Source organism: Halomonas sp., from assembly GCF_031581305.1.
In the GTDB taxonomy this organism is placed as follows: Bacteria; Pseudomonadota; Gammaproteobacteria; order Pseudomonadales; family Halomonadaceae; genus Halomonas.
Genome location: NZ_JAVLBC010000033.1, coordinates 1 through 19595, shown reverse-complemented (window position 1 = coordinate 19595; position 19595 = coordinate 1). Strand labels below are relative to the sequence as shown.

The 19595-nt window shown below is 65.9% G+C and carries 17 protein-coding genes; 14 read left to right on the top strand and 3 right to left on the bottom strand.

Annotated elements, in window-relative coordinates:
• The 3 genes from dctP to RI841_RS04745 form a co-directional block, all read left to right on the top strand.
• Window positions 1–625: TRAP transporter substrate-binding protein DctP (gene dctP, locus RI841_RS04755; RefSeq protein WP_310704436.1), on the top strand; the 625-nt coding region annotated here is incomplete at its 5' end.
• A 75-nt stretch (window positions 626–700) separates the two neighbouring features.
• Window positions 701–1177, top strand: a complete 477-nt coding sequence (locus RI841_RS04750; protein WP_310704435.1) for a TRAP transporter small permease — start codon at window positions 701–703, stop codon at window positions 1175–1177.
• Window positions 1167–2474, top strand: coding sequence for a TRAP transporter large permease (locus tag RI841_RS04745; protein ID WP_310704434.1), 1308 nt, complete (start codon window positions 1167–1169; stop codon window positions 2472–2474). The genes RI841_RS04750 and RI841_RS04745 overlap by 11 nt, the downstream gene beginning before the upstream one ends.
• Before the next feature lie 6 nt (window positions 2475–2480).
• Here RI841_RS04745 and RI841_RS04740 read toward each other — a convergent pair whose 3' ends face one another.
• Together RI841_RS04740 and RI841_RS04735 are read right to left on the bottom strand one after the other, a co-directional pair.
• Entirely contained in the window at window positions 2481–3005 is a 525-nt protein-coding gene (locus tag RI841_RS04740) for a macro domain-containing protein (RefSeq protein WP_310704433.1), read from the bottom strand.
• 29 nt (window positions 3006–3034) lie between these two features.
• Window positions 3035–3859: a carbon-nitrogen hydrolase family protein gene (locus tag RI841_RS04735; protein ID WP_310704432.1), complete on the bottom strand. Its 825-nt coding sequence runs from the start codon at window positions 3857–3859 to the stop codon at window positions 3035–3037.
• Between the two features lie 105 nt (window positions 3860–3964).
• Here RI841_RS04735 and RI841_RS04730 point away from each other — a divergent pair, with 105 nt between their 5' ends.
• From RI841_RS04730 to RI841_RS04685, 10 genes are all read left to right on the top strand, one after another.
• The gene (locus tag RI841_RS04730) at window positions 3965–4207 is read left to right on the top strand and encodes a DUF2798 domain-containing protein (protein ID WP_310704431.1); all 243 of its coding nucleotides are present in this window, start codon (window positions 3965–3967) and stop codon (window positions 4205–4207) included.
• Window positions 4208–4444: 237 nt separating this feature from the next.
• A complete protein-coding gene (locus tag RI841_RS04725; RefSeq protein ID WP_310704430.1) occupies window positions 4445–5833 on the top strand; it encodes a lysine 2,3-aminomutase in 1389 nt (462 codons plus the stop codon).
• Between the two features lie 234 nt (window positions 5834–6067).
• Complete coding sequence (locus tag RI841_RS04720; RefSeq protein ID WP_310704429.1) at window positions 6068–7048, top strand: TAXI family TRAP transporter solute-binding subunit; 981 nt, start codon at window positions 6068–6070, stop codon at window positions 7046–7048.
• A 135-nt stretch (window positions 7049–7183) separates the two neighbouring features.
• Entirely contained in the window at window positions 7184–9778 is a 2595-nt protein-coding gene (locus RI841_RS04715) for a TRAP transporter permease (protein ID WP_310704428.1), read from the top strand.
• A gap of 13 nt (window positions 9779–9791) precedes the next feature.
• The gene (locus RI841_RS04710) at window positions 9792–10220 is read left to right on the top strand and encodes a universal stress protein (RefSeq protein WP_310704427.1); all 429 of its coding nucleotides are present in this window, start codon (window positions 9792–9794) and stop codon (window positions 10218–10220) included.
• A 625-nt stretch (window positions 10221–10845) separates the two neighbouring features.
• Complete coding sequence (locus RI841_RS04705; protein ID WP_310704426.1) at window positions 10846–11664, top strand: DUF2189 domain-containing protein; 819 nt, start codon at window positions 10846–10848, stop codon at window positions 11662–11664.
• A gap of 137 nt (window positions 11665–11801) precedes the next feature.
• Window positions 11802–12317: a molybdopterin-dependent oxidoreductase gene (locus RI841_RS04700; RefSeq protein WP_310704425.1), complete on the top strand. Its 516-nt coding sequence runs from the start codon at window positions 11802–11804 to the stop codon at window positions 12315–12317.
• Between the two features lie 25 nt (window positions 12318–12342).
• Window positions 12343–14526 (top strand): ATP-binding protein, encoded by a 2184-nt coding sequence (locus RI841_RS04695; RefSeq protein WP_310704424.1) that lies wholly within the window; start codon window positions 12343–12345, stop codon window positions 14524–14526.
• 79 nt (window positions 14527–14605) lie between these two features.
• Window positions 14606–15805: a nitric oxide-sensing protein NosP gene (nosP, locus tag RI841_RS04690; RefSeq protein WP_310704423.1), complete on the top strand. Its 1200-nt coding sequence runs from the start codon at window positions 14606–14608 to the stop codon at window positions 15803–15805.
• Entirely contained in the window at window positions 15774–17135 is a 1362-nt protein-coding gene (locus RI841_RS04685; RefSeq protein WP_310704422.1) for a hybrid sensor histidine kinase/response regulator, read from the top strand. The genes nosP and RI841_RS04685 overlap by 32 nt, the downstream gene beginning before the upstream one ends.
• Here RI841_RS04685 and RI841_RS04680 read toward each other — a convergent pair.
• On the bottom strand, window positions 17127–17810 hold the full coding sequence (locus RI841_RS04680) for a response regulator transcription factor (protein ID WP_310704421.1): 684 nt from the start codon (window positions 17808–17810) through the stop codon (window positions 17127–17129). The two genes, RI841_RS04685 and RI841_RS04680, sit on opposite strands and share 9 nt — an antisense overlap.
• 138 nt (window positions 17811–17948) lie before the next feature.
• Here RI841_RS04680 and RI841_RS04675 point away from each other — a divergent pair, with 138 nt between their 5' ends.
• Entirely contained in the window at window positions 17949–19469 is a 1521-nt protein-coding gene (locus RI841_RS04675; RefSeq protein ID WP_310704420.1) for an aldehyde dehydrogenase family protein, read from the top strand.
• Window positions 19470–19595 lie beyond the last annotated feature (126 nt).

Genomic DNA, 19595 nt, shown 5'->3' with positions numbered 1-19595 from the left:
CGGCGAGATGGTCTTTTCCGCCATCGAGTCCCGCGGCGTGGTGCCGCTGGCCTGGGGCGAGAACGGCTTCCGCCAGCTCTCCAACTCCCGGGGATCCATCGACGCGCCGAAGGATCTCGACGGCCTGAAGATTCGCGTGGTGGGCTCGCCGCTGTTCCAGGATACCTTCACGGCGCTGGGCGCCAACCCCACCCAGATGAGCTGGGCCGACGCCAAGCCGGCGCTGACCACCGGGGCGGTGGACGGCCAGGAGAACCCGCTCTCGGTCTTCGACGTGGCGCGCATCGACCAGGTGGGTCAGGAGCATCTGACCCTGTGGAACTACATGAACGACCCCTTGGTCTTCGCGGTGAACCAGCAGGTCTGGGACTCCCTCTCCGAGGAGGAGCGTACCCTGCTGCGGGAAGCCGCCGAGGAAGCTGGCGCCTGGGAGATCGCGATGACCCGCGAGCAGGAGCCCGAGCGGCTGGCGGCGATCAAGGAACGCGGCGTCACGGTCACCGAGCTCGACGAGGCGCAGCTCCAGGCCTTCGTCGAGGCCACCGAGAGCGTCCTCGACGAGTGGGTGCCGCGCATCGGCAGCGAGATCGTCGAGGCGGCCCGCGCCGACATGCAGGGCGAGTAACCTCCCCCAGCACCTGTGCCATCGGCCCCTGCGCGGGGCCGATGGCGTTTCCCATCACATGACGCCGCGACAGCCATGAAACGTCCCGACGCAAGATTCGAGCGCCTGCTGGCGGCCCTGGCGATCCTGGTCATCAGCCTGATCAGCCTGGCCAACGTGCTGGTGCGCTACCTCACTGGCGGCTCCTTCGCCTTTACCGAGGAGTTCTCGGTGTTTCTGCTGGTGGTACTGACCTTTGCCGGTGCCTCGGTGGCGCTGAGACGCAACGGCCATATCCGCATCGGCCTGCTGGAACGGGCCTTGCCCGGACCCGCCCGCAAGGCGCTGATCCTCTTCCAGGGAGGCTGCGGGCTCGTCGTGCTGGGGCTGATCACCTGGTTCGGCGCCAGGATGACCTGGCAGGAGCTCCAGTGGGGCTCGCTCTCCCCGGGACTGGGCCTGCCGCAGTGGTGGTATCTCGGCTGGCTGCCGCTGCTCTCGGGGCTGATGCTGCTGCGTCAGCTGCAGCAGACCCGGGATCGCCTGCGTGGGAGGCTAGAGGATGAATCCTGATCTCTGGATGCTGCTGGCCTTCGCTGGGCTGCTGATTGCCGGGGTCCCGGTGGCCTTCTCCCTGGGCCTGGCTGGCGCCGTGGGGATTCTGGCCGGCCTCTCGCCGGCCATGCTGGCCACGCTCGGCACCAATACCTACAACAGCATCGCCAAGTATCCGCTGATCGCCATCCCGCTGTTCATTCTCACCGGTCTGATCTTCGAGCGGGCCGGGGTGGCGGCGCGGCTGGTGCGCTTCGCCCAGGCGCTGATCGGGCCGCGGCACGGTGGCCTCGCCCTGGTGGCGGTACTGGTCTGCATGATCATGGGCGGGATGAGCGGCTCCGGCCCCGCGGATGCCGCGGCGGTGGCCATGGTGATGCTGCCGAGCATGACCAAGGCCGGCTACCCCAAGCCCTTCTCGGCCACGCTGATCGCCGCCTCGGCCTCCACGGCGATCCTGATCCCGCCCTCGGTGGCGCTGATCCTCTACTCCATCGTGGTGCCGGGGGTCGACCTGCGGGCCCTGTTCGCCGCAGGGCTCTTCCCGGGTGTCCTCGCCGGGCTGGCGCTGTTGGGGCCGGCGTTGCTGGTCTCCCGGCGCCATGGCTGGGAGGGGAGCACGTCCGTGGACGGGTCGGAGCCTCCGCGCGTGGGCGAGAGCTTCCGGCAGGCGCTTCCGGCGCTGTTCGCCCCGGTGCTGATCCTCGGCGGGCTGCGCAGCGGACTCTTCACCCCCACCGAGGCGGCCGTGGTGGCGGTCGCCTATGGCGCCCTGGTGGGGCTCTTCCTGACCCGGGAGATGCGCTGGCGGGATCTCTGGGGACTGCTCGGCGAGGCGGCAGTGATCTCGGGCGTGGTGATGCTGATCATCGCCCTGGCCGGCATCTTCGCCTGGGCCGGCACCATGCTCGGCACCTTCCGTCACTTGGCGGAGTGGATCGTCGGGCTCTCCGACAGCGGTCCCCTGCTGCTGGTGCTGATCATGCTGGCGGTTCTGGTGGCCGGCATGCTGCTGGATGCGATCTCCATCTACCTGATCATGATGCCGATCCTGATCCCGGTGATGCAGCACTTCGGCTGGAACCCGGTATGGTTCGGCATCCTGCTGGCGATGAACATTGCCATCGGTCAGTTCACCCCGCCGGTGGCGGTGAATCTGATGGTGACCACCGAGGTCGCGAAGGTGCGCCTGGAACAGACCGTGGGCTGGGCGCTGCTGTTCGTGGCGGCCATGGCAGGCGCCCTGGCGCTGGTCGCCGTGTTCCCCGAGATCGCCCTCTGGCTGCCACGCGTGCTGGGCTACAACCTCGGGTAGTGATCCTTACTCCTGGCCACTCTCCAGCGACTCCAGGGTACGTTGGTGAAGCGCGGTGCTGTCGGTATCAAAGAGCACGAAGCGGACAAGCTCGATGTTCGGGCACTCGGGCAGTGTCTTCAGCACCGTGGCGAGCGCCACGCGTGCGGCCTCTGCGGGTGGGTAGCCGAAGGCCCCGGCCGATATCGCGGGGAAGGCAATGGAACGGATGCCCTCGCGCTCGGCCAGCTCGAGGGCGTTGCGATAGCAGGCGGCCAGTAGCTCGTCGGCGGGCTCGTCGATGCCGTAGACCGGCCCCAGGCAGTGGATGACATGTTCATTGGGTAGCTCATGGGCGCCGGAGATTACCGCCTGACCGGGCCGAATCGGTGCCAGCGGGCGGCACTCCTCGGCGAGCCCGGGTCCCGCGGCGCGATGCAGGGCGCCGGCCACGCCACCGCCGATACGCAACTCCGCATTGGCGGCGTTGACCACGGCGTCGATGTCGGATTGTTGGGCGATATCACCCTGAACACATTCGATGGTGGCCATCTCGCTTCCCTCCTGTTGGCTGATGGGAATCAGTCTGGCCGCCAGAGCGGCAGGGCTTCAAGGTCATCGCGGCGATCCCGGGACAGCGGCAGCCGTGCTCGAGCCGCCTTCACCACCTGTTCTTCCAGGGTTAGCCAGCGCCACTGCTCGTCGCTACCGAAGGCGAGGGGTGGGTGGTCGTCGTCCACCAGCGGCGGGCAGAACAGCGACTGGCCCCAGGCCTCCCCGGCACGGTTGAGGCTCAGCCAGTAGAGCTGGTTCTCCAGGGCACGGGTGGTGACGAAGGCGTGCCAGCTGGCGAAGCTGAAGTCCCGGGCGAAGGCCACGGGATGCAGGATCAGCTCGGCGCCCTCGTCGGCCAGGCGTCTGGCCAGTTCGGGGAAGCGCAGGTCGTAGCAGATCACCATCCCGACCTGCCAGCCGGCGATCTCGGTGACCAGCAGCCGCTCGCCCGGCGAGAAGTGGGCGGCCTCGCCGGAGGCCCCGAACTGGGCGCAGTGAAGCTTGTCGTAGACGCCGGCCAATCGACCGTCGGGACCGACCAGCACTTGGCTGATATGGCGCTGGTCGTCGGTACGTCGGGCCATGCCGAAGGCGATGGTGGTGCCGAGTTCCCGGGCCAGGTCGGTGAAGGTCGTGACGACCGGACCGGACAGGTCATCGTCGAGGGCATCCAGACAGGCAAAGGCGTCGTCCCCGTATTCCTGGGCCGACAGTTCCGGCAGCACGATGAGGTCCGGGGTGGCATCAGTGCAGGCCGCCCGCATCCGCTCGGCAAGGCAGCGCAGGTGGCTGAGCTGGTCATCGCGACTGCGGGTGCGGGGGATGGTGATCTGGCCGGCGAGTATCTGCATGCGGGCTCCGGTTGTGACACATGGGCGCACCGCGCGGTATCCACCAGGGTGCTGGCGTAAAATGGGTAGTTTAATCTCTGTTCCTTTCCCTGTCCGGAGTCGCCGATGCTGTTTCCCCCGCGTTTTGCCCCTCTGGTGTTTGCCGTGCTGATGTCCATCTACATGGTGACCCTGATGACCTGCGTCATTACCTGGGTCAATACCGGTCTGGGACACGGATTCGCCGGCCGCTGGTGGCGCGCCTTCTGCATCGCCTGGCCCATCGCCTTCATGCTGATTCTGGTGGGTGCGCCGCGACTGCAGCGCCTGGCCGCGCTGCTGATCCGCCGTCCCCGAGAGCGGGGCTGACCCGGGGCGTTCCAGCCGCAAGCGGGTATTGCACATTCGTTGCAGTTGTTCGTAAAAAGCGTGACATTCGTTGCAAATCGGCGCAAAAACTTGCAGCGGTGACAGCGACCCTGTACCAATAGCCGCCTCCCCGAACCACTCGCGGCGTCCCGGTTTTCACCGGCGCAGCGGATCACGTCGTCCGCTGTGCAGGGCTCATGGCCGCCCCGCCGCTGCACAATGACATCAGGAGGTGGCATGAACCAGCGTGTGAACATCGATCTCGACGAGTCCCGGACCGAGACCTTCGAAGCCCGCCAGTTCAAGGTCTATACCCACCGTCAGCTGGACAGGATCGAGGCCATCCAGCACCTTCCTGACGACCTGCGCTTCGACATGCGGGTCGTCAGCCAGGTGCTGCCGTTCCGGGTCAACGAGTACGTGATCGAGGAGCTGATCGACTGGAATAATGTCCCCGAGGATCCGGTCTTCCAGCTCACCTTTCCCCAGCGCGGGATGCTGCGCCCCGAGCACTACGACGAGATGGCCGAACTGGTGCGCCGCGAGGCCCCCGCCGACGAGATGAAGCCGGTGATCGAGCGGATCCGCTCCGAGCTCAACCCCCATCCGGCGGGGCAGATGGACCTCAATCTGCCGCTGCTTGACGGCGAGCCGCTGCCCGGCATGCAGCACAAGTACCGAGAGACGGTGCTGTTCTTCCCCAGCCAGGGTCAGGTGTGCCACAGCTACTGCACCTTCTGCTTCCGCTGGGCGCAGTTCGTCGGCGACAAGGAGCTCAAGTTCGCCTCCAGCGAAGCCGACTCGCTGCACCGCTATCTCGCCGAGCACACCGAGGTCACGGACCTCTTGATGACTGGCGGCGACCCCATGGTGATGAAGGCCAAGCACCTGCGCCAGTACCTGGAGGGGCTGATGGCGCCTGGGCTGGACCACGTCCAGGACATCCGTATCGGTACCAAGAGCCTGACCTTCTGGCCCTACCGCTTCGTCACCGACCCGGACGCCGAGGATATCCTCGACCTCTTCCGCGAGCTGACGGCGGCCGGCAAGCACGTCGCCTTCATGGCGCACTTCAACCACTGGAAGGAGATGGACACGCCGATCTGCCGCGAGGCGATCCGGCGCATCCGTGCCACCGGGGCCGAGATCCGCACCCAGGCGCCGCTCTTGAAGCACATCAACGATGACGCCGACCAGTGGGCGAGGATGTGGACCACCCAGGTACGCCTGGGGATGATCCCGTATTACATGTTCGTCGAGCGCGACACCGGCGCCCGCCACTACTTCGAGGTGCCGCTGGTGCGTGCCTGGGAGATCTATCGCGAGGCCATGAAACAGGTGCCTGGCCTGGCGCGCACCGCCCGTGGGCCGTCGATGTCTGCCGATCCGGGCAAGGTGGAGATCCAGGGGGTGACGCAGATCAAGGGCGAGAAGGTCTTCGTGCTGCGCTTTATTCAGGGCCGTGACAGCGACTGGGTGCAGCGGCCGTTCTTTGCGAAATACGACGAAGAAGCCACCTGGCTCAACCACCTGGAGCCGGCGCTGGGGGAGAGCGCGTTCTTCTATGAGGCCGAGTTCGCGGCCATGAAGGACGAGAAGCAGGCGCTGATCATAAAGGCGTCCTGAGGGGGCCATGGTCCTGGATGTTGCGCCCTGCGTGAGAAGAGGCGGCGGAAATTAACGCTCACTAAACGTGCTCTGGAGTCTAGACTTCAATTTATGGAAAAAAGCCTCATCAAGCGCCCGCTTTTTTCGCTAAAGTAGGAGAGGGTGGCCAAGGCTGCCAGCGGTCGCATGACGGGGCTGCCATATTGGAACCCGTTTGCAGAACACGTTTGTTGACAATAAAGAGGTGTGCTCATGAAACGCCATGCATTCTCTGCTGCTGCCTTCTCCGGCGCGCTTCTGGGAGCCGCGATGTTCGCATCGCCGGCCATGGCCCAGGAGGAAGAGAAGTTCATCACCATCGGTACCGGTGGCCAGACAGGCGTCTACTACGTGGTCGGCCAGTCCGTCTGTCGCCTGGTGAACCGTCTGGAAGACGCCAACATCAAGTGCAATGCCCCTTCTACCGGTGGCTCGGTGGCCAACATCAACGGCATCAAGTCTGGCGAACTGGACATGGGCGTGGTGCAGTCCGACGTCCAGTATCAGGCCTACAACGGCACCGGCAACTTCGAAGGCGACGCCTACGAGGACCTGCGCGCGGTCTTCCGTGTTCACGGCGAGCCGCTGACCCTGCTGGCCCGCGCCGACTCCGGCATCGAGACCCTCGATGACCTGGAAGGCAAGCGTGTCAACATCGGCAACCCGGGCTCCGGCCAGCGCAACACCATGGAAGTGGTGATGGACGCCAAGGGCTGGACGGAGGATACCTTCGCCCTGGCCTCTCAGCTCGATGCCGCCGAGCAGGCCGCGGCCCTGGCTGACAACAACGTCGACGCCATGGTCTACGTGGTCGGCCACCCCAACGGCTCCATCCAGGAGGCCACCACCACCGTCGACTCGCGCCTGATCCCGCTGAACGACGAGGCCATCGACGGCATCGTCGAGGAGTTTCCCTACTACTCCAAGTCGATCATTCCCGGTGGTCTCTACAAGGGCAACGACGAGGACGTCGAGACCTTCGGCGTGGCGGCCACCTTCGTGACCACCGCCGAGGCCGATGAGGACGTTGTCTACCAGACCGTCAAGGCGATCTTTGACAACTTCGATCGTTTCAAGCGCCTGCATCCGGCCTTCGAGAACCTCGATCAGGAAGAAATGGTCACGATGGGCCTTTCTGCCCCGCTGCATGAGGGGGCGGCCCGCTACTATCGCGAACAGGGTTGGATCGAGTAAGACGGCTCATCTGAGGTGATTTCACCTCGGTGAAGAATGCGCGGTCACCCGAGGGGGCCGCGCATTCCGTTTGGGATGCCGGATGGCATCACCAAGAGTGAACCCAGGGCAAATGTTACAGAGCAGGGCACGCTTATGACTGAGGACAACAAGAGGACCTCGGGGTCGGAGGTCGATCTCGAGGATATGGTCGCCTCGACAGATTCGGGGGCCCGCAAGCCGGCCGGCATGCCCGGGAAACTGTTGGTCAGCATCGCGGCAGCGTGGTCACTCTTCCAGCTGTGGATCGCGTCTCCGGTGCCCTTCATTTTGGGTTTCGGGGTGTTCAGTGCCACTGAATCCCGTTCCATTCACCTGGCCTTCGCACTGTTCCTGGCCTATATGGCCTACCCGGCTCTCAAGCGCTCGCCTCGGGACCGCATCCCCATCCAGGACTGGGTTCTGGCCGCGGCCGCGGCCTTCTGTGGGGCCTACATGTTCATGTTCTATGAGCAGCTATCCCAGCGCCCCGGCGCTCCGATCCTGCAGGACGTGATCATCGGGGTGGCGGGGATCCTGCTGCTGCTCGAGGCTACCCGCCGAGCCCTTGGACCGCCGCTGATGATCGTGGCATCGGTATTTCTTCTCTATAGCCTGGCTGGCCCCTGGATGCCCGGTATCCTCTCGCATGGCGGGGTCAGCCTCTACGGGCTGATCAATCACCAGTGGCTGACGACCCAGGGGGTCTTTGGCATCGCGCTGGGGGTCTCGACCAGCTTCGTCTTCCTGTTCGTGCTTTTCGGTGCCCTGCTCGACAAGGCCGGGGCCGGCAACTACTTCATCAAGGTCGCCTTTTCGCTGCTGGGCCACTACAAGGGCGGCCCGGCCAAGGCCGCTGTGGTGGCCTCCGGCATGACCGGCCTGATCTCCGGCTCCTCCATCGCCAACGTGGTGACCACCGGCACCTTTACCGTGCCGATGATGAAGCGCGTCGGCTTCTCAGCCGAGAAGGCCGGCGCGGTCGAGGTCTCGTCCTCGGTCAATGGCCAGATCATGCCGCCGGTGATGGGAGCCGCGGCCTTCCTGATGGTCGAATACGTGGGCATTTCCTACGTGGAGGTGATCCAGCATGCCTTCCTGCCGGCGCTGATCTCGTATATCGCCCTGATCTATATTGTCCACCTCGAGGCCCTCAAGGCCGGCCTCAAGGGGCTGGAGAGCAGCAATCCGCCCAAGCCGCTGGTACGCAAGGTGATCGGCTTCCTGGGCGGTCTTCTGCTGATGATGATCACTGCCCTGGGGGTCTACTACGGCCTGGGCTGGCTCAAGCCGGTCTTGGGCGATGCCACGCCCTGGGTCATCGCGGTCGTGCTGACGGTGGTCTATGTCGCGTTGCTCAAGCTGGCAGCAGGGTATCCTGAGCTCGAACTCGACGATCCTGACACCCCCATTTACAGGCTGCCCCAGACCCGGCCCACGGTGCTGGTCGGTCTGCAGTACATACTGCCGGTGATCGTGCTGATCTGGTGCCTGATGGTGGAGCGTCTCTCGCCCGGCCTCTCCGCCTTCTGGGCCACGGTGTTCATGATCTTTATCATTCTTACCCAGCGTCCCATCACCTCGATCTTTCGCCACCGCAGTGATATGGCCGCGGACCTGCGCGAGGGTGTCATGGATCTGTGGAGCGGTCTGGTGACCGGTGCCCGCAACATGATCGGTATCGGCATCGCCACGGCCACGGCAGGCATCATCGTCGGGGCCGTATCGCAGACCGGTGTGGGGCTGGTATTGGCCGAAGTGGTGGAAACCCTCTCCATGGGCAACCTGATGCTGATCCTGCTTCTCACTGCGGTGCTCAGCCTGATCCTTGGCATGGGGCTGCCTACCACGGCCAACTACATCGTGGTATCGGCACTGCTGGCGCCGGTCATTGTCCAGTTGGGGGCACAGAACGGTCTGCTGGTGCCGTTGATCGCGGTTCACCTCTTCGTGTTCTACTTCGGCATCATGGCGGACGTCACACCTCCGGTGGGGCTTGCCTCCTTCGCCGCGGCAGCGGTATCAGGTGGTGACCCTATCCGCACCGGCTTCCAGGCCTTCTACTACAGCCTGCGCACCGCGGCACTGCCGTTCCTGTTCATCTTCAATACCGACCTGCTGCTGATCGATGTCTCCTTCCTGCAGGGCATCGTGATCTTCGTGGTATCGACCATCGCCATGTTGATCTTCGCGGCCGCCACTCAGGGCTTCATGATTGCCCGCAATCGCTGGTATGAGTCGATCGTGCTGCTGCTGATAGCCTTCACCCTGTTCCGGCCGGGCTTCTGGATGGACATGGTTCATGATCCCTATGAGTCCGTACCCCCTGCACAATTCGTCGAGTCTCTGGGTGATGTCGATGAAGACTCCTCCCTGCGCCTGCAGATTGCGGGGGTCGATGCCTACGGCGATCCCATGACCACCTACATGACCCTGCCGGTGCCGGCGGGCGAAACTGGCGAGGAGCGTCTGGAGAATCTGGGCCTGGAGCTGATCGTCGAGGATGAGCGGGCCGTGGTCGACATGGTGGCTTACGGCAGTCAGGCCGCGGATCTGGGTTTTGATTTCGACCAGGAGATCATCGAGGTGCTGGCCCCGGTGGACCGCTGGACCAAGGAGCTGATGTGGATTCCGGCCTTCCTGGTGTTCGGCCTGATCGTAGTGATGCAGCGCCGGCGGCGTGATCGTAGCGCCGTCCCGGCATCGGCCTAAAGGAGAGCGCGTCATGTACCAAAAGATCATGTTGCCGGTGGACCTCAACGAGGAGGCCTCTTGGAAAAAAGCCTTGCCCACGGCGGTGGCGCTGTGCCGTAGCTTCGGCGCCTCCCTGCATGTGGTGACGGTATTGCCGGACTACCGCATGCCGCTGGTGGGCTCCTACTTCCCCAAGGACTTCAGCAAGAAAGCTCATGAGGCGATCTCGGAGGCACAGCACGAGTTCATTCGCGAGCACGTGCCCGAGGACATCACGGCGCAGAGCGTCATCGTCGATGGCTCGCCCTGGGAGGCGATCATCAAGGCGGCGAAGAAGCTCGAGGTGGACCTGATCGTCATGGCGTCCCATAACAAGCGCAAGTTTGCCGACTATGTGCTCGGGCCCAATGCCGAGCACGTCGTGCATCACTCCAAGATCTCGGTGATGATCGTGCGCTGAGCAGGACCGCTATCTTCTGTAGTACGCTGCGAACGCCTCCCCTCGACGGAGGCGTTCGCGTATGGGTTGCTGTCCCCGGCACCGAACCACCGGGCGAGACAGGGTGCGAGACAGATGACCGCGGATCAATGGAAATATATCGGGCGTGTCTGGCTGATGCCGGTGCTGTTCTTCCAGCGCGTCAACTATCGCGTCCAGGACTCCCTGCCGGGTTTGGGCGCCGGTGTGATGCTAGCCGCGACCACCTTCTCCCCCCGGGCCGGCCGTCACCGAGGCCCAGCGCTACGTGCCGGATGTCCTCGGCGCGGCGCTGGTGGTGTCCCTTGGCATCGGGGGCCTGGCCGTGTTGCTGTTGGACAAGCTCCACTAGACATGCGCCACCATGGGGGGCTGATCGACTTCGTGCTGATGATGACCCTGGGCAAGACTCTGGCGTTAAGCCTGCGTCGCCAGGTCAGTCTGCGTTGAGTGCCGTGATGCAACATACCCTGCGTGATTGGCTGCCGTCGTCTACATTAATCAGGTATTAAGAGATGAAGGGTGCATTACGGCCGCGTGCTGATATGTGGCCTTGAACCGGCCCGGCAGCACCGGGACTCAACAGGCGGCAAACAGGGGTGTGACCATGAATGCAGCAACGACAAGAGAGCATGGCAAGGGTGCTGCGCCCAATGTCAGCATCAACATCCGGTCGGTGGGCATGGACAAGCCGCGAGCCTGGCTGGCAGCAGGGTTGGAGGATTTTCGCCAAGCCATGTCGGTCAGTCTGGCCTACGGCATGTTCTGGGTGGGGCTGAGTGTCGCCGTTACCGCCGGCGCCTTCACGCTGGGCCTCTGGCACTGGCTGCTGCCGTTGGTCGCCGGCTTCATGTTCCTCGGCCCTCTGGTGGCGGTGGGCTCCTACGGCATCAGCCGTGCTCTGGAGGCTGGCCGAGTGCCCAATCTGGGCGATGCCTTCGGCGGCTGGAAGGGGCATGCCGGGCAGCTGGCGATGATGGGCGTGATGATGATGATCTTCTTCCTCGCCTGGATCCGCCTGGCCACCCTGCTGTTTGCGCTGTTCTTCGGCTTCGAGGCCCCCAGTCCCGAGACGCTCTACGCCTCGCTGCTGACCACTGCCGACGGCCTGATGATGCTGACGGTGGGCACCGCGATCGGCGCCGTCCTGGCGTTCGGCGCCTTCACCATCAGCGTGGTGGCCATTCCGACCCTGATGGACCAGGACCTGACGTTCATGGAGGGCATCGAGGCCAGTATCCGTTCGGTGTCGAAGAACTTCCGTCCGATGCTGCTGTGGGCGGTGATCCTCACCGGCTGCGTGCTGGTCGGGGTGATGACCTTCTACATCGGCCTGGCGTTGATCCTGCCGGTACTGGGCCATGCCAGCTGGCATGCCTACGAGGATCTGGTCCGCATCGAGCCGGTGGAGGAGCTGAAAAGCTGATGTGATCTCTCGAGCAGGTAGCGGAGACATCAGGGGGCACTGGGTGCCCCCTGATGATTCTGGGGCAAGTGCGCCTGACCTTCGACGTCGAATCGCGTACGCTTGGGGGATCTCCCCCGTTCGCAGGAAGTCTGCCGATGCTGACCGGTATCGCCCTTCGTTCGCTCGTCCTACTGCTCTCGGCCCTGCTGCCGTTCTCCATTGCCCTGGCTTCGCCGCTACCGGTGCCCTCCGGGAAAGTGCTCCTGACTCTCAGTGGTGACATCGTCCACGCTAACGTGGGCGACGAGGCGCATTTTGATCGAGCCATGCTCGAGGCTCTGCCGGGGCGGGTCATCGAGACCCATACCCCTTGGCATCGCGGCGTGGGGCGCTATGAGGGCCCGCTGGTCCGCGCGCTGCTCGAGACGGTCGGCGCCGATGTCGAGCAGCTGCGCATCCGGGCGCTCAATCACTATGAAGCCGAGGTGCCGGTGTCGGACTTCCGTCGCCATGACGTGATCCTGGCCATGACCCGCGACGGCGAGCCGTTGACCATCCGCGAGTACGGCCCCCTGTTCGTGCTCTACCCCTTTGACGACCATCCTGAACTGCTCACCGAGGCCATTCGCTTCCGGTCGGTGTGGCACGTCGAGCGGATCATCGTGCCCTGAGCCTGGTTCGCCGCGGAGACCCGAAGTGCTGCACTATCCCCTGCGTCTCAAGGTAGGTGCCATCTCCGCCCTGGTGTTTTTCGCCGCTGCACTGGTGGTGGTCGGCCTGGTGGCCTGGCGCCAGGACAGTCTGGCCGAGAGCGTGGGGGGAGATGCGGCCTGGCACGCCTACAAGCTCGACCGGGACACGGTGCAGCTGCGCAGCTTCCTCGCCCGCCCCGACCTTCCTCGCGAGTCGCTGCAGGTCCTGCGCATACGCTTTGAGCTGCTCTATAGCCGCCTCAACCTGATGCAGGATGGCGATATCACCGAACTGCTCGACGAGATCCGCGTGGCCGAGCAGCTGGTGCCGGAGATCGAGCAGCACCTGCAGGCCCTGGATCGGCAGATTCGTGGCCTGGAGCGTCTTGATGATGTTGCTCGGACCAGCCTGTCTCAACGACTCGAGACCCTGAGCGATGTGACCGAGCGGCTGATCGTCGCCATCAATGGCCACTTGGCCGAGACCACCACCCGGGAGCGTGAGCGGCTACAGACCCTCTACGGTGTGCTTCTGCTGCTGATCCTGGCCATGAGCCTGGCGGCCTCGCTGGTGGTCGCCTTCCTGTTTCGCGAGACCCGCGACAATGCAGCCGCTCGACGGGACCTGGAGATACTGAGCCGCGAGCTGGAGGTCACCGCCCGACAAGCCGAGACGGCGAACCGTGCCAAGTCGGAGTTCCTGGCCACCGTCAGCCATGAGATCCGTACCCCACTCAACGGCGTCATCGGCATGAGCGACCTGCTGCAGGACCAGCCGCTTTCCGATCGGGCGCGTCATTATGCCGATACCATCCATGACAGTGCGCGGCTGCTGCTCGAGCTGATCAACGATATCCTGGACTTCTCCAAGATCGAGGCCCAGCGCCTGGAACTCGAGGCGCGCCCTTTCGCCCTTGGTGAGCTGGTCGATGGCGCGATCTCGCTGTTCGCGCCACGAGCCGAGGCCCGGGGCCTCCACCTGGCGTGCGAGGTGGAGGCCGAGCTGCCGCCGTACCTCGTGGGGGATGCCGGCCGGCTGCGCCAGGTGCTGCTCAACTTGCTCTCCAATGCCATCAAGTTCACTGATCAGGGCGAGGTTCGCCTGCGAGTGCGTGACCAGGGAGACGGACAGGTGCTGTTCGAGGTGATCGATACCGGGCATGGGATCTCTCCGCACCGCCAGGCTCAGCTTTTCGATCCCTTCCAGCAGGGCGACCCGTCCACCGCCCGGCGCTTCGGCGGCACCGGCCTGGGGCTGGCCATCAGCAAGCGGCTGGTGGAGGCTCAGGGAGGGCGCATCGGGCTGGAGAGCGAAGTGGGCCGCGGCAGCCGCTTCTGGTTCGTGCTACCGCTGATCGTGGCCGACACCGGAGAGGAAACGGAGGACGCGGTGGTAGCCGCCCCTGAGCAGTGTGTGGCCGACGCACGCCTGCTGGTGGTCGAGGACAATCCGGTCAACCAGCAGGTCGCCCGTGCCATGCTCGAACGGCTGGGCTGTCGGGTCAGCGTGGCCGACTCGGCGGACACGGCGCTCCTCCAGGCGGATCAGGAACACTTCGACCTGATCTTCATGGACGTGCAGCTGCCCGGCATGGACGGGCTGGAGGCGACGCGCCGGCTGCGTGCCCGCGGGGGCTGGTCGGCCGAGGTGCCGGTGGTGGCCATGACCGCCGGCGGACCAGGCGGTGACCAGGCACGCTGCCTGGCCGCCGGCATGAACGGCTACCTCACCAAACCCCTGTTTCAGGATGCTTTGATGACGACGCTGCAGCGACACCTGCGTCAGGGGGCAACGACGCCCGGAGTCGACCGTTCTGTCGTCACGGTAGGGGAGGGCATGGCCGGCCAGCTGCTGGAGGCCGCCACGCTTTCTGCACTGGGAGAGAGTCTGGGCGAACAGGGCCTGGCCGCCCTGATCACCCTCTACCGGCAACAGTCCGAAGCGCACCTGGCCGGCCTGGAACAGGCCGTGGCGGCGGGGTCGCCACGCCGGGTCGCGTATCTCGCCCACCAGCTCAAGGGGGAATCCTCGAGTCTCGGCGCGGTGAAGATGGCAGGACTGGTCGCGCGGCTGGAGCACCTGGGCCGGGAGGGGCGACTGGGCGAGGCCACCATCGCCCTGAGGACCCTGCATCGCTGCCGGGCCCTGACCCTGAAGGCCCTGGAGGCCTGGATGCCGGGCAAGTGATCCCTCAGACCTGGGCCGCGGCGTTGTCGTCGCTTGTCCCGGCGACATACACTGCCTGAAACCGCATAGGCAGGCCGACATGCTCGATCTCTCTCCCGACACCCCCGCCGTCCCCGGGCCGCTCGAGACGGAGCAGCCGCTGCGCACGGCGGTCAGCCGGCGGCGGGACCCCGGCGAGGCAGCCCGGGAGCTGGCCGGGGCGCTGCGGCATGCCGAGCTCGGCTTCGTGCTGTTCTTCTGCAGCGCCGAGTATCCCCTGGCCGCGCTCTCGGCCGCTCTGAACGAGGCTTTCGCTGGCGTGGCAGTGGCCGGTTGCACCACCGCCGGCGAGATCACCCCGGAGGGCTACGGGCGGGGCTGCATTGTCGCCATCGGCCTCGACCGTCGCCACTTCGCCGTCTCCTGCGCCCTTGTCGAGGACCTGGCGGGCTTCGACCTGATCCGGGCTCAGCGGCTGGTCGATGGCCTGCTCGACGACTGTCGCGGCCGAGCCCTGGCCCCGGTGGGGGAGCACAGCTTCGCCCTGACCCTGCTCGATGGCCTCTCCAGCTGCGAGGAGCAGGTGCTGGCGACCCTGGATGCCGCCCTGGGTCGCATTCCCAGCTTCGGCGGCTCCGCCGGCGACGACAACCGTCTGGCTCATACCCATGTGCATGCCGACGGCCGCTTCCATGGCCAGGCGGCGGTGGTGGTGGTGATCAACACCCGGCTACCCTTCGAGGTCTTCACCACCCACCACCTGCGCCCGCGGAGCGAGAAGCTGGTGGTCACCCGCGCCGACCGCGAGCGACGCCGGGTGCTGGAGCTCAACGCCCTGCCGGCCGCCGAGGAGTACGCCCGGCTGGTGGGCCTGCGGGTCGAGGACCTGGCGCCTGAGGTGTTCGCCCGCCATCCGCTGGCGGTGCGCCTGGGGGAGGCGCATTTCGTGCGCTCCATCCAGCGAGTCAACGACGACGGCAGCCTCAGCTTCTATTGTGCGGTGGAGAACGGCATCGTGCTCACCGCCATGCAGCCGGCACCCTTGCTGGCCGATCTCGAGGCGGTCTTCACCGGGCTTACCGCGCGGCTCGGCGAGCCGGCGCTGATCATCGGCTGCGACTGCTTCCTGCGCCGCCTCGAGCTGGAGGCCCTGGGACTGATGGCGCCGGCGTCTCGGCTGCTGGGACGCTCGCGGGTGATCGGCTTCAACACCTACGGGGAGCAGCACCATGGCATGCACATCAACCAGACCTTCACCGGGGTTGCCATTGGATCTCTCCCCACCACGCCAGACCCCTGACGACGCCGGCCCACGGGAGCGGGAGCTGCTGGAGGAGAACGCTCGCCTGCGGCGAATCGCCACCGCCCTGATGGAGCGCGTCGAGTCGGCGGGCGTGGCAGGCGGCGCCCCCTATGCGGCCTTCGAGCATGCGGTGCTGCTCGCTGAGCAGGTGCGCGAGCGCACCGAGACGCTGCAGCGCACCCTCGTCGAGCTGCATGCCGCCAAGGCGGAGGCGGAGGCGGCCAACCTCTCCAAGACCCGTTTCCTGGCCGCAGTGAGCCACGACCTGCTGCAGCCGCTGAATGCCGCCCGGCTGTTCACCAGTGCCCTGGAGGAGCACCCCCTGCCCGAGCCCTCGACCCGGCTGGTGGGCCATATCGGCCGCTCGCTCAAGGACGTGGAGACGCTGCTCGGCACCCTGGTGGACATCTCGCGGCTCGATGCCGGGGTGCTCGAGCCGGATATCGCCCCCTTCCCCGTGGCCCGGCTGCTCGATGTTCTGGCAGAAGAGTACCGTCAGATGGCCGCGGCCCGGGGGCTCGAGCTGCACTATGTGGGCAGCGGCGCGGTGGTCGCCTCGGACCTGGCGCTGCTGGCCCGCGTGGTGCGCAACTTCCTGACCAACGCCATCCGCTACACCGGGCGTGGCAAGATCCTGCTGGGCTGCCGTCGCCGCCCCGAGGGGGTCGAGATCCTGGTGGGAGACAGTGGGCCGGGGATCCCCGAGGCGCAGCGTGAGGCGATCTTTCAGGAGTTCCAGCGCCTGGGTGGCAATCGCGATGCCGAGGATCGTGGCCTGGGGCTGGGCCTGGCCATCGTCGACCGCATCGCGGGGATGCTCGGTCACCCCCTGCGGCTGGCCAGCGTGCCGGGCCGCGGATCGTTCTTCTCGGTATTGGTCCCTCATGGTCGATTGCCGCTGATCGACCTCCCTCCGGCTGCCTCGCCGCGCCCGGGGCAGGGGAGTGTCCTGGAGGGGGCGCGGGTCTGGGTGATCGACAACGATCCCGGCATCTGCTCCGGGATGGCCGCACTGCTCGAGGGCTGGGGCTGTCGGGTGGTGACCGCGACCTCGCTGGCCGAGCTGGAGAGCAATGTCGCCGGCGGCGGCGCGGACGTGCTGCTGGTCGACTTCCACCTGGGGGAGGAGGCCCCCGATGGCCTGGCGGTGGCGGCGCGGCTGCGCGAGCGCCAGCCGGAGCTCCCGGTACTGGTGATCACTGCCAACCACGATGCGGCGATCAAGGGCCTGACCCGCAAGCTCGGCTATGGCTGCCTGCTCAAGCCCCTGAAGCCGCTGCGGCTGCGCATGGCCCTGGTGGATCTGCTGGGCGGTGACTCAGCGTGACGAGCCCTGGCGCTCGGCCAGCAGGGCAGCGAGGTCGGCCTCGCCGGCGGCGAGGATCGCCTGGACGCGGCCCGACACCCCGAGCTTGCGCAGGATCGCCGAGACATGGGTCTTCACCGTGGTCTCGGCGATGTCGAGTTCCCGGGCGATCACCTTGTTGGAGGCGCCGCGGCTCAGGCCGATCAGCACCTCGAGTTGCTTGTCGGTCAGCTCGGTGAAGCGTGGGCCGGGTGATGGGGTTTCGACCCCGGCGGGGGAGGTGCAAGGGACTGCGGGGCGGCGCATGATGTCCGACGGCAGGTAGACCTGGCCCTCCAGCAGCTGGGCCAGCGCCGTGATCAGGTCCCGGCGCGGCGTCGACTTGGGGATGTAGCCGACCGCGCCCAGGTCGAGGGCGTCGAGGATGGTGCGCCGTTCCTGGTCGGCCGAGAGGATTGCCACCGGCAGCCAGGGGTGAGCCGCGCGCAGCGCCCGCAGGCCCTCGAGTCCGCTGGCGTCGGGCAGGCCGAGGTCGAGCAGCACCAGGTCCAGCTCCGCGCAGGCCCCGGCATGGCGCAGGGCGTCGTTCAGGCTCTCCGCCTCCAGCAGCCGGCTGTCGGGCAGGCCGGCCTCGATTACCGCCGCGATGGCCTCGCGGAACAGCGGATGGTCATCGGCGACCATCAGGGTGTGCATGGGCAATCCCTCTTGGACTCGTCTCGCCTCCTACCGAAGAAGGAGGTCCTCTCCTGCCACCGGAGTATGTCGCAGAAGGCGCTGCTGACCAACACTGGGGAGTGTATCGCCACAACGACAACAGTCAGGAGTCACGCCATGATCTACGCCAACCCCGGCCAGTCCGGTTCGCCGGTCAGCTTCGAGTCACGCTACGGCAACTACATCGGTGGCGAATTCGTGCCGCCGGTGAAGGGCCAGTACTTCGACAACGTCAGTCCGGTCAACGGGGAGGTGTTCTGCGAGATTCCCCGCTCGAGTGCCCAGGACATCGACAAGGCGCTGGATGCCGCCCATCAGGCAGCACCTGCCTGGGGCAAGACCGCCGCCGCCGAGCGCTCCAATGTGCTGCTCAAGATCGCCGACCGCATGGAGCAGAACCTCGAGATGCTTGCCGTGGCCGAGACCTGGGACAACGGCAAGGCGGTACGCGAGACCCTCAACGCCGACCTGCCGCTGGCCGTCGACCACTTCCGCTACTTCGCCGGCTGCATCCGCGCCCAGGAAGGCACCGCCGCCGACATCGACGCCAACACCGTCGCCTACCACTTCCACGAGCCGCTGGGCGTGGTGGGGCAGATCATTCCCTGGAACTTCCCGCTGCTGATGGCCGTGTGGAAGCTGGCGCCGGCGCTTGCCGCGGGCAACTGCGTGGTGCTCAAGCCCGCCGAGCAGACCCCGGCCTCCATCCTCAAGCTGATGGAACTGATTGGCGACCTGCTGCCGCCCGGGGTGATCAACATCGTCAACGGCTACGGCGCCGAGGCGGGTCAGGCGCTGGCCACCAGCAAGCGCATCGCCAAGATCGCCTTCACCGGCTCCACCCCGGTAGGTGCGCATATCCTCAAGTGCGCCGCCGACAATATCATCCCCTCCACGGTGGAGCTGGGCGGCAAGTCGCCGAACATCTATTTCGCCGACATCATGAACGCCGAGCCGGAATTCATCGACAAGGCCGCCGAGGGCCTGGTGCTGGCCTTCTTCAACCAGGGCGAGGTGTGCACCTGTCCGTCCCGGGCGCTGATTCAGGAGAGCATGTACGACGCCTTCATGGCCAAGGTCATGGAGAAGGTGGGCCAGATCACGCGTGGCAACCCCCTGGATACCGACGTCCAGGTCGGCGCCCAGGCCTCCCAGGAGCAGTTCGACAAGATCATGTCCTACATGGAGGTCGCCCGCGAGGAGGGCGCCGAGTTCCTGACCGGCGGTGAGCGGGAGTCTCTGGATCCGGCCATCAACAACGGTTTCTATATCCAGCCGACGCTGCTCAAGGGCCACAACAAGATGCGCGTCTTCCAGGAGGAGATCTTTGGCCCGGTGGTCGCCGTGACCACCTTCAAGGACGAGGCCGAGGCGCTGGCCATTGCCAACGACACCGAGTTCGGCCTCGGGGCGGGTGTCTGGAGCCGTGACATGAATGTCGCCTTCCGCATGGGGCGCGGTATCCAGGCCGGCCGCGTGTGGACCAACTGCTACCACCAGTATCCGGCCCATGCTGCCTTCGGCGGCTACAAGAAGTCCGGCGTCGGTCGCGAGACTCACAAGATGGCCCTCGAGCACTACCAGCAGACCAAGAACCTGCTGGTCAGCTACGACATCAACCCGATGGGATTCTTCTGACCGGTGGCGTCGGACGACGCCTCGGCAGCAGTGAGCAGGCCTCTGGCGCGACGCGAGTCGCGCCTTTTTTATCTTCGTCGCTACACGTCTCGGCCGCTATGCGTCATCATCTTTCGCCCGGCCCAG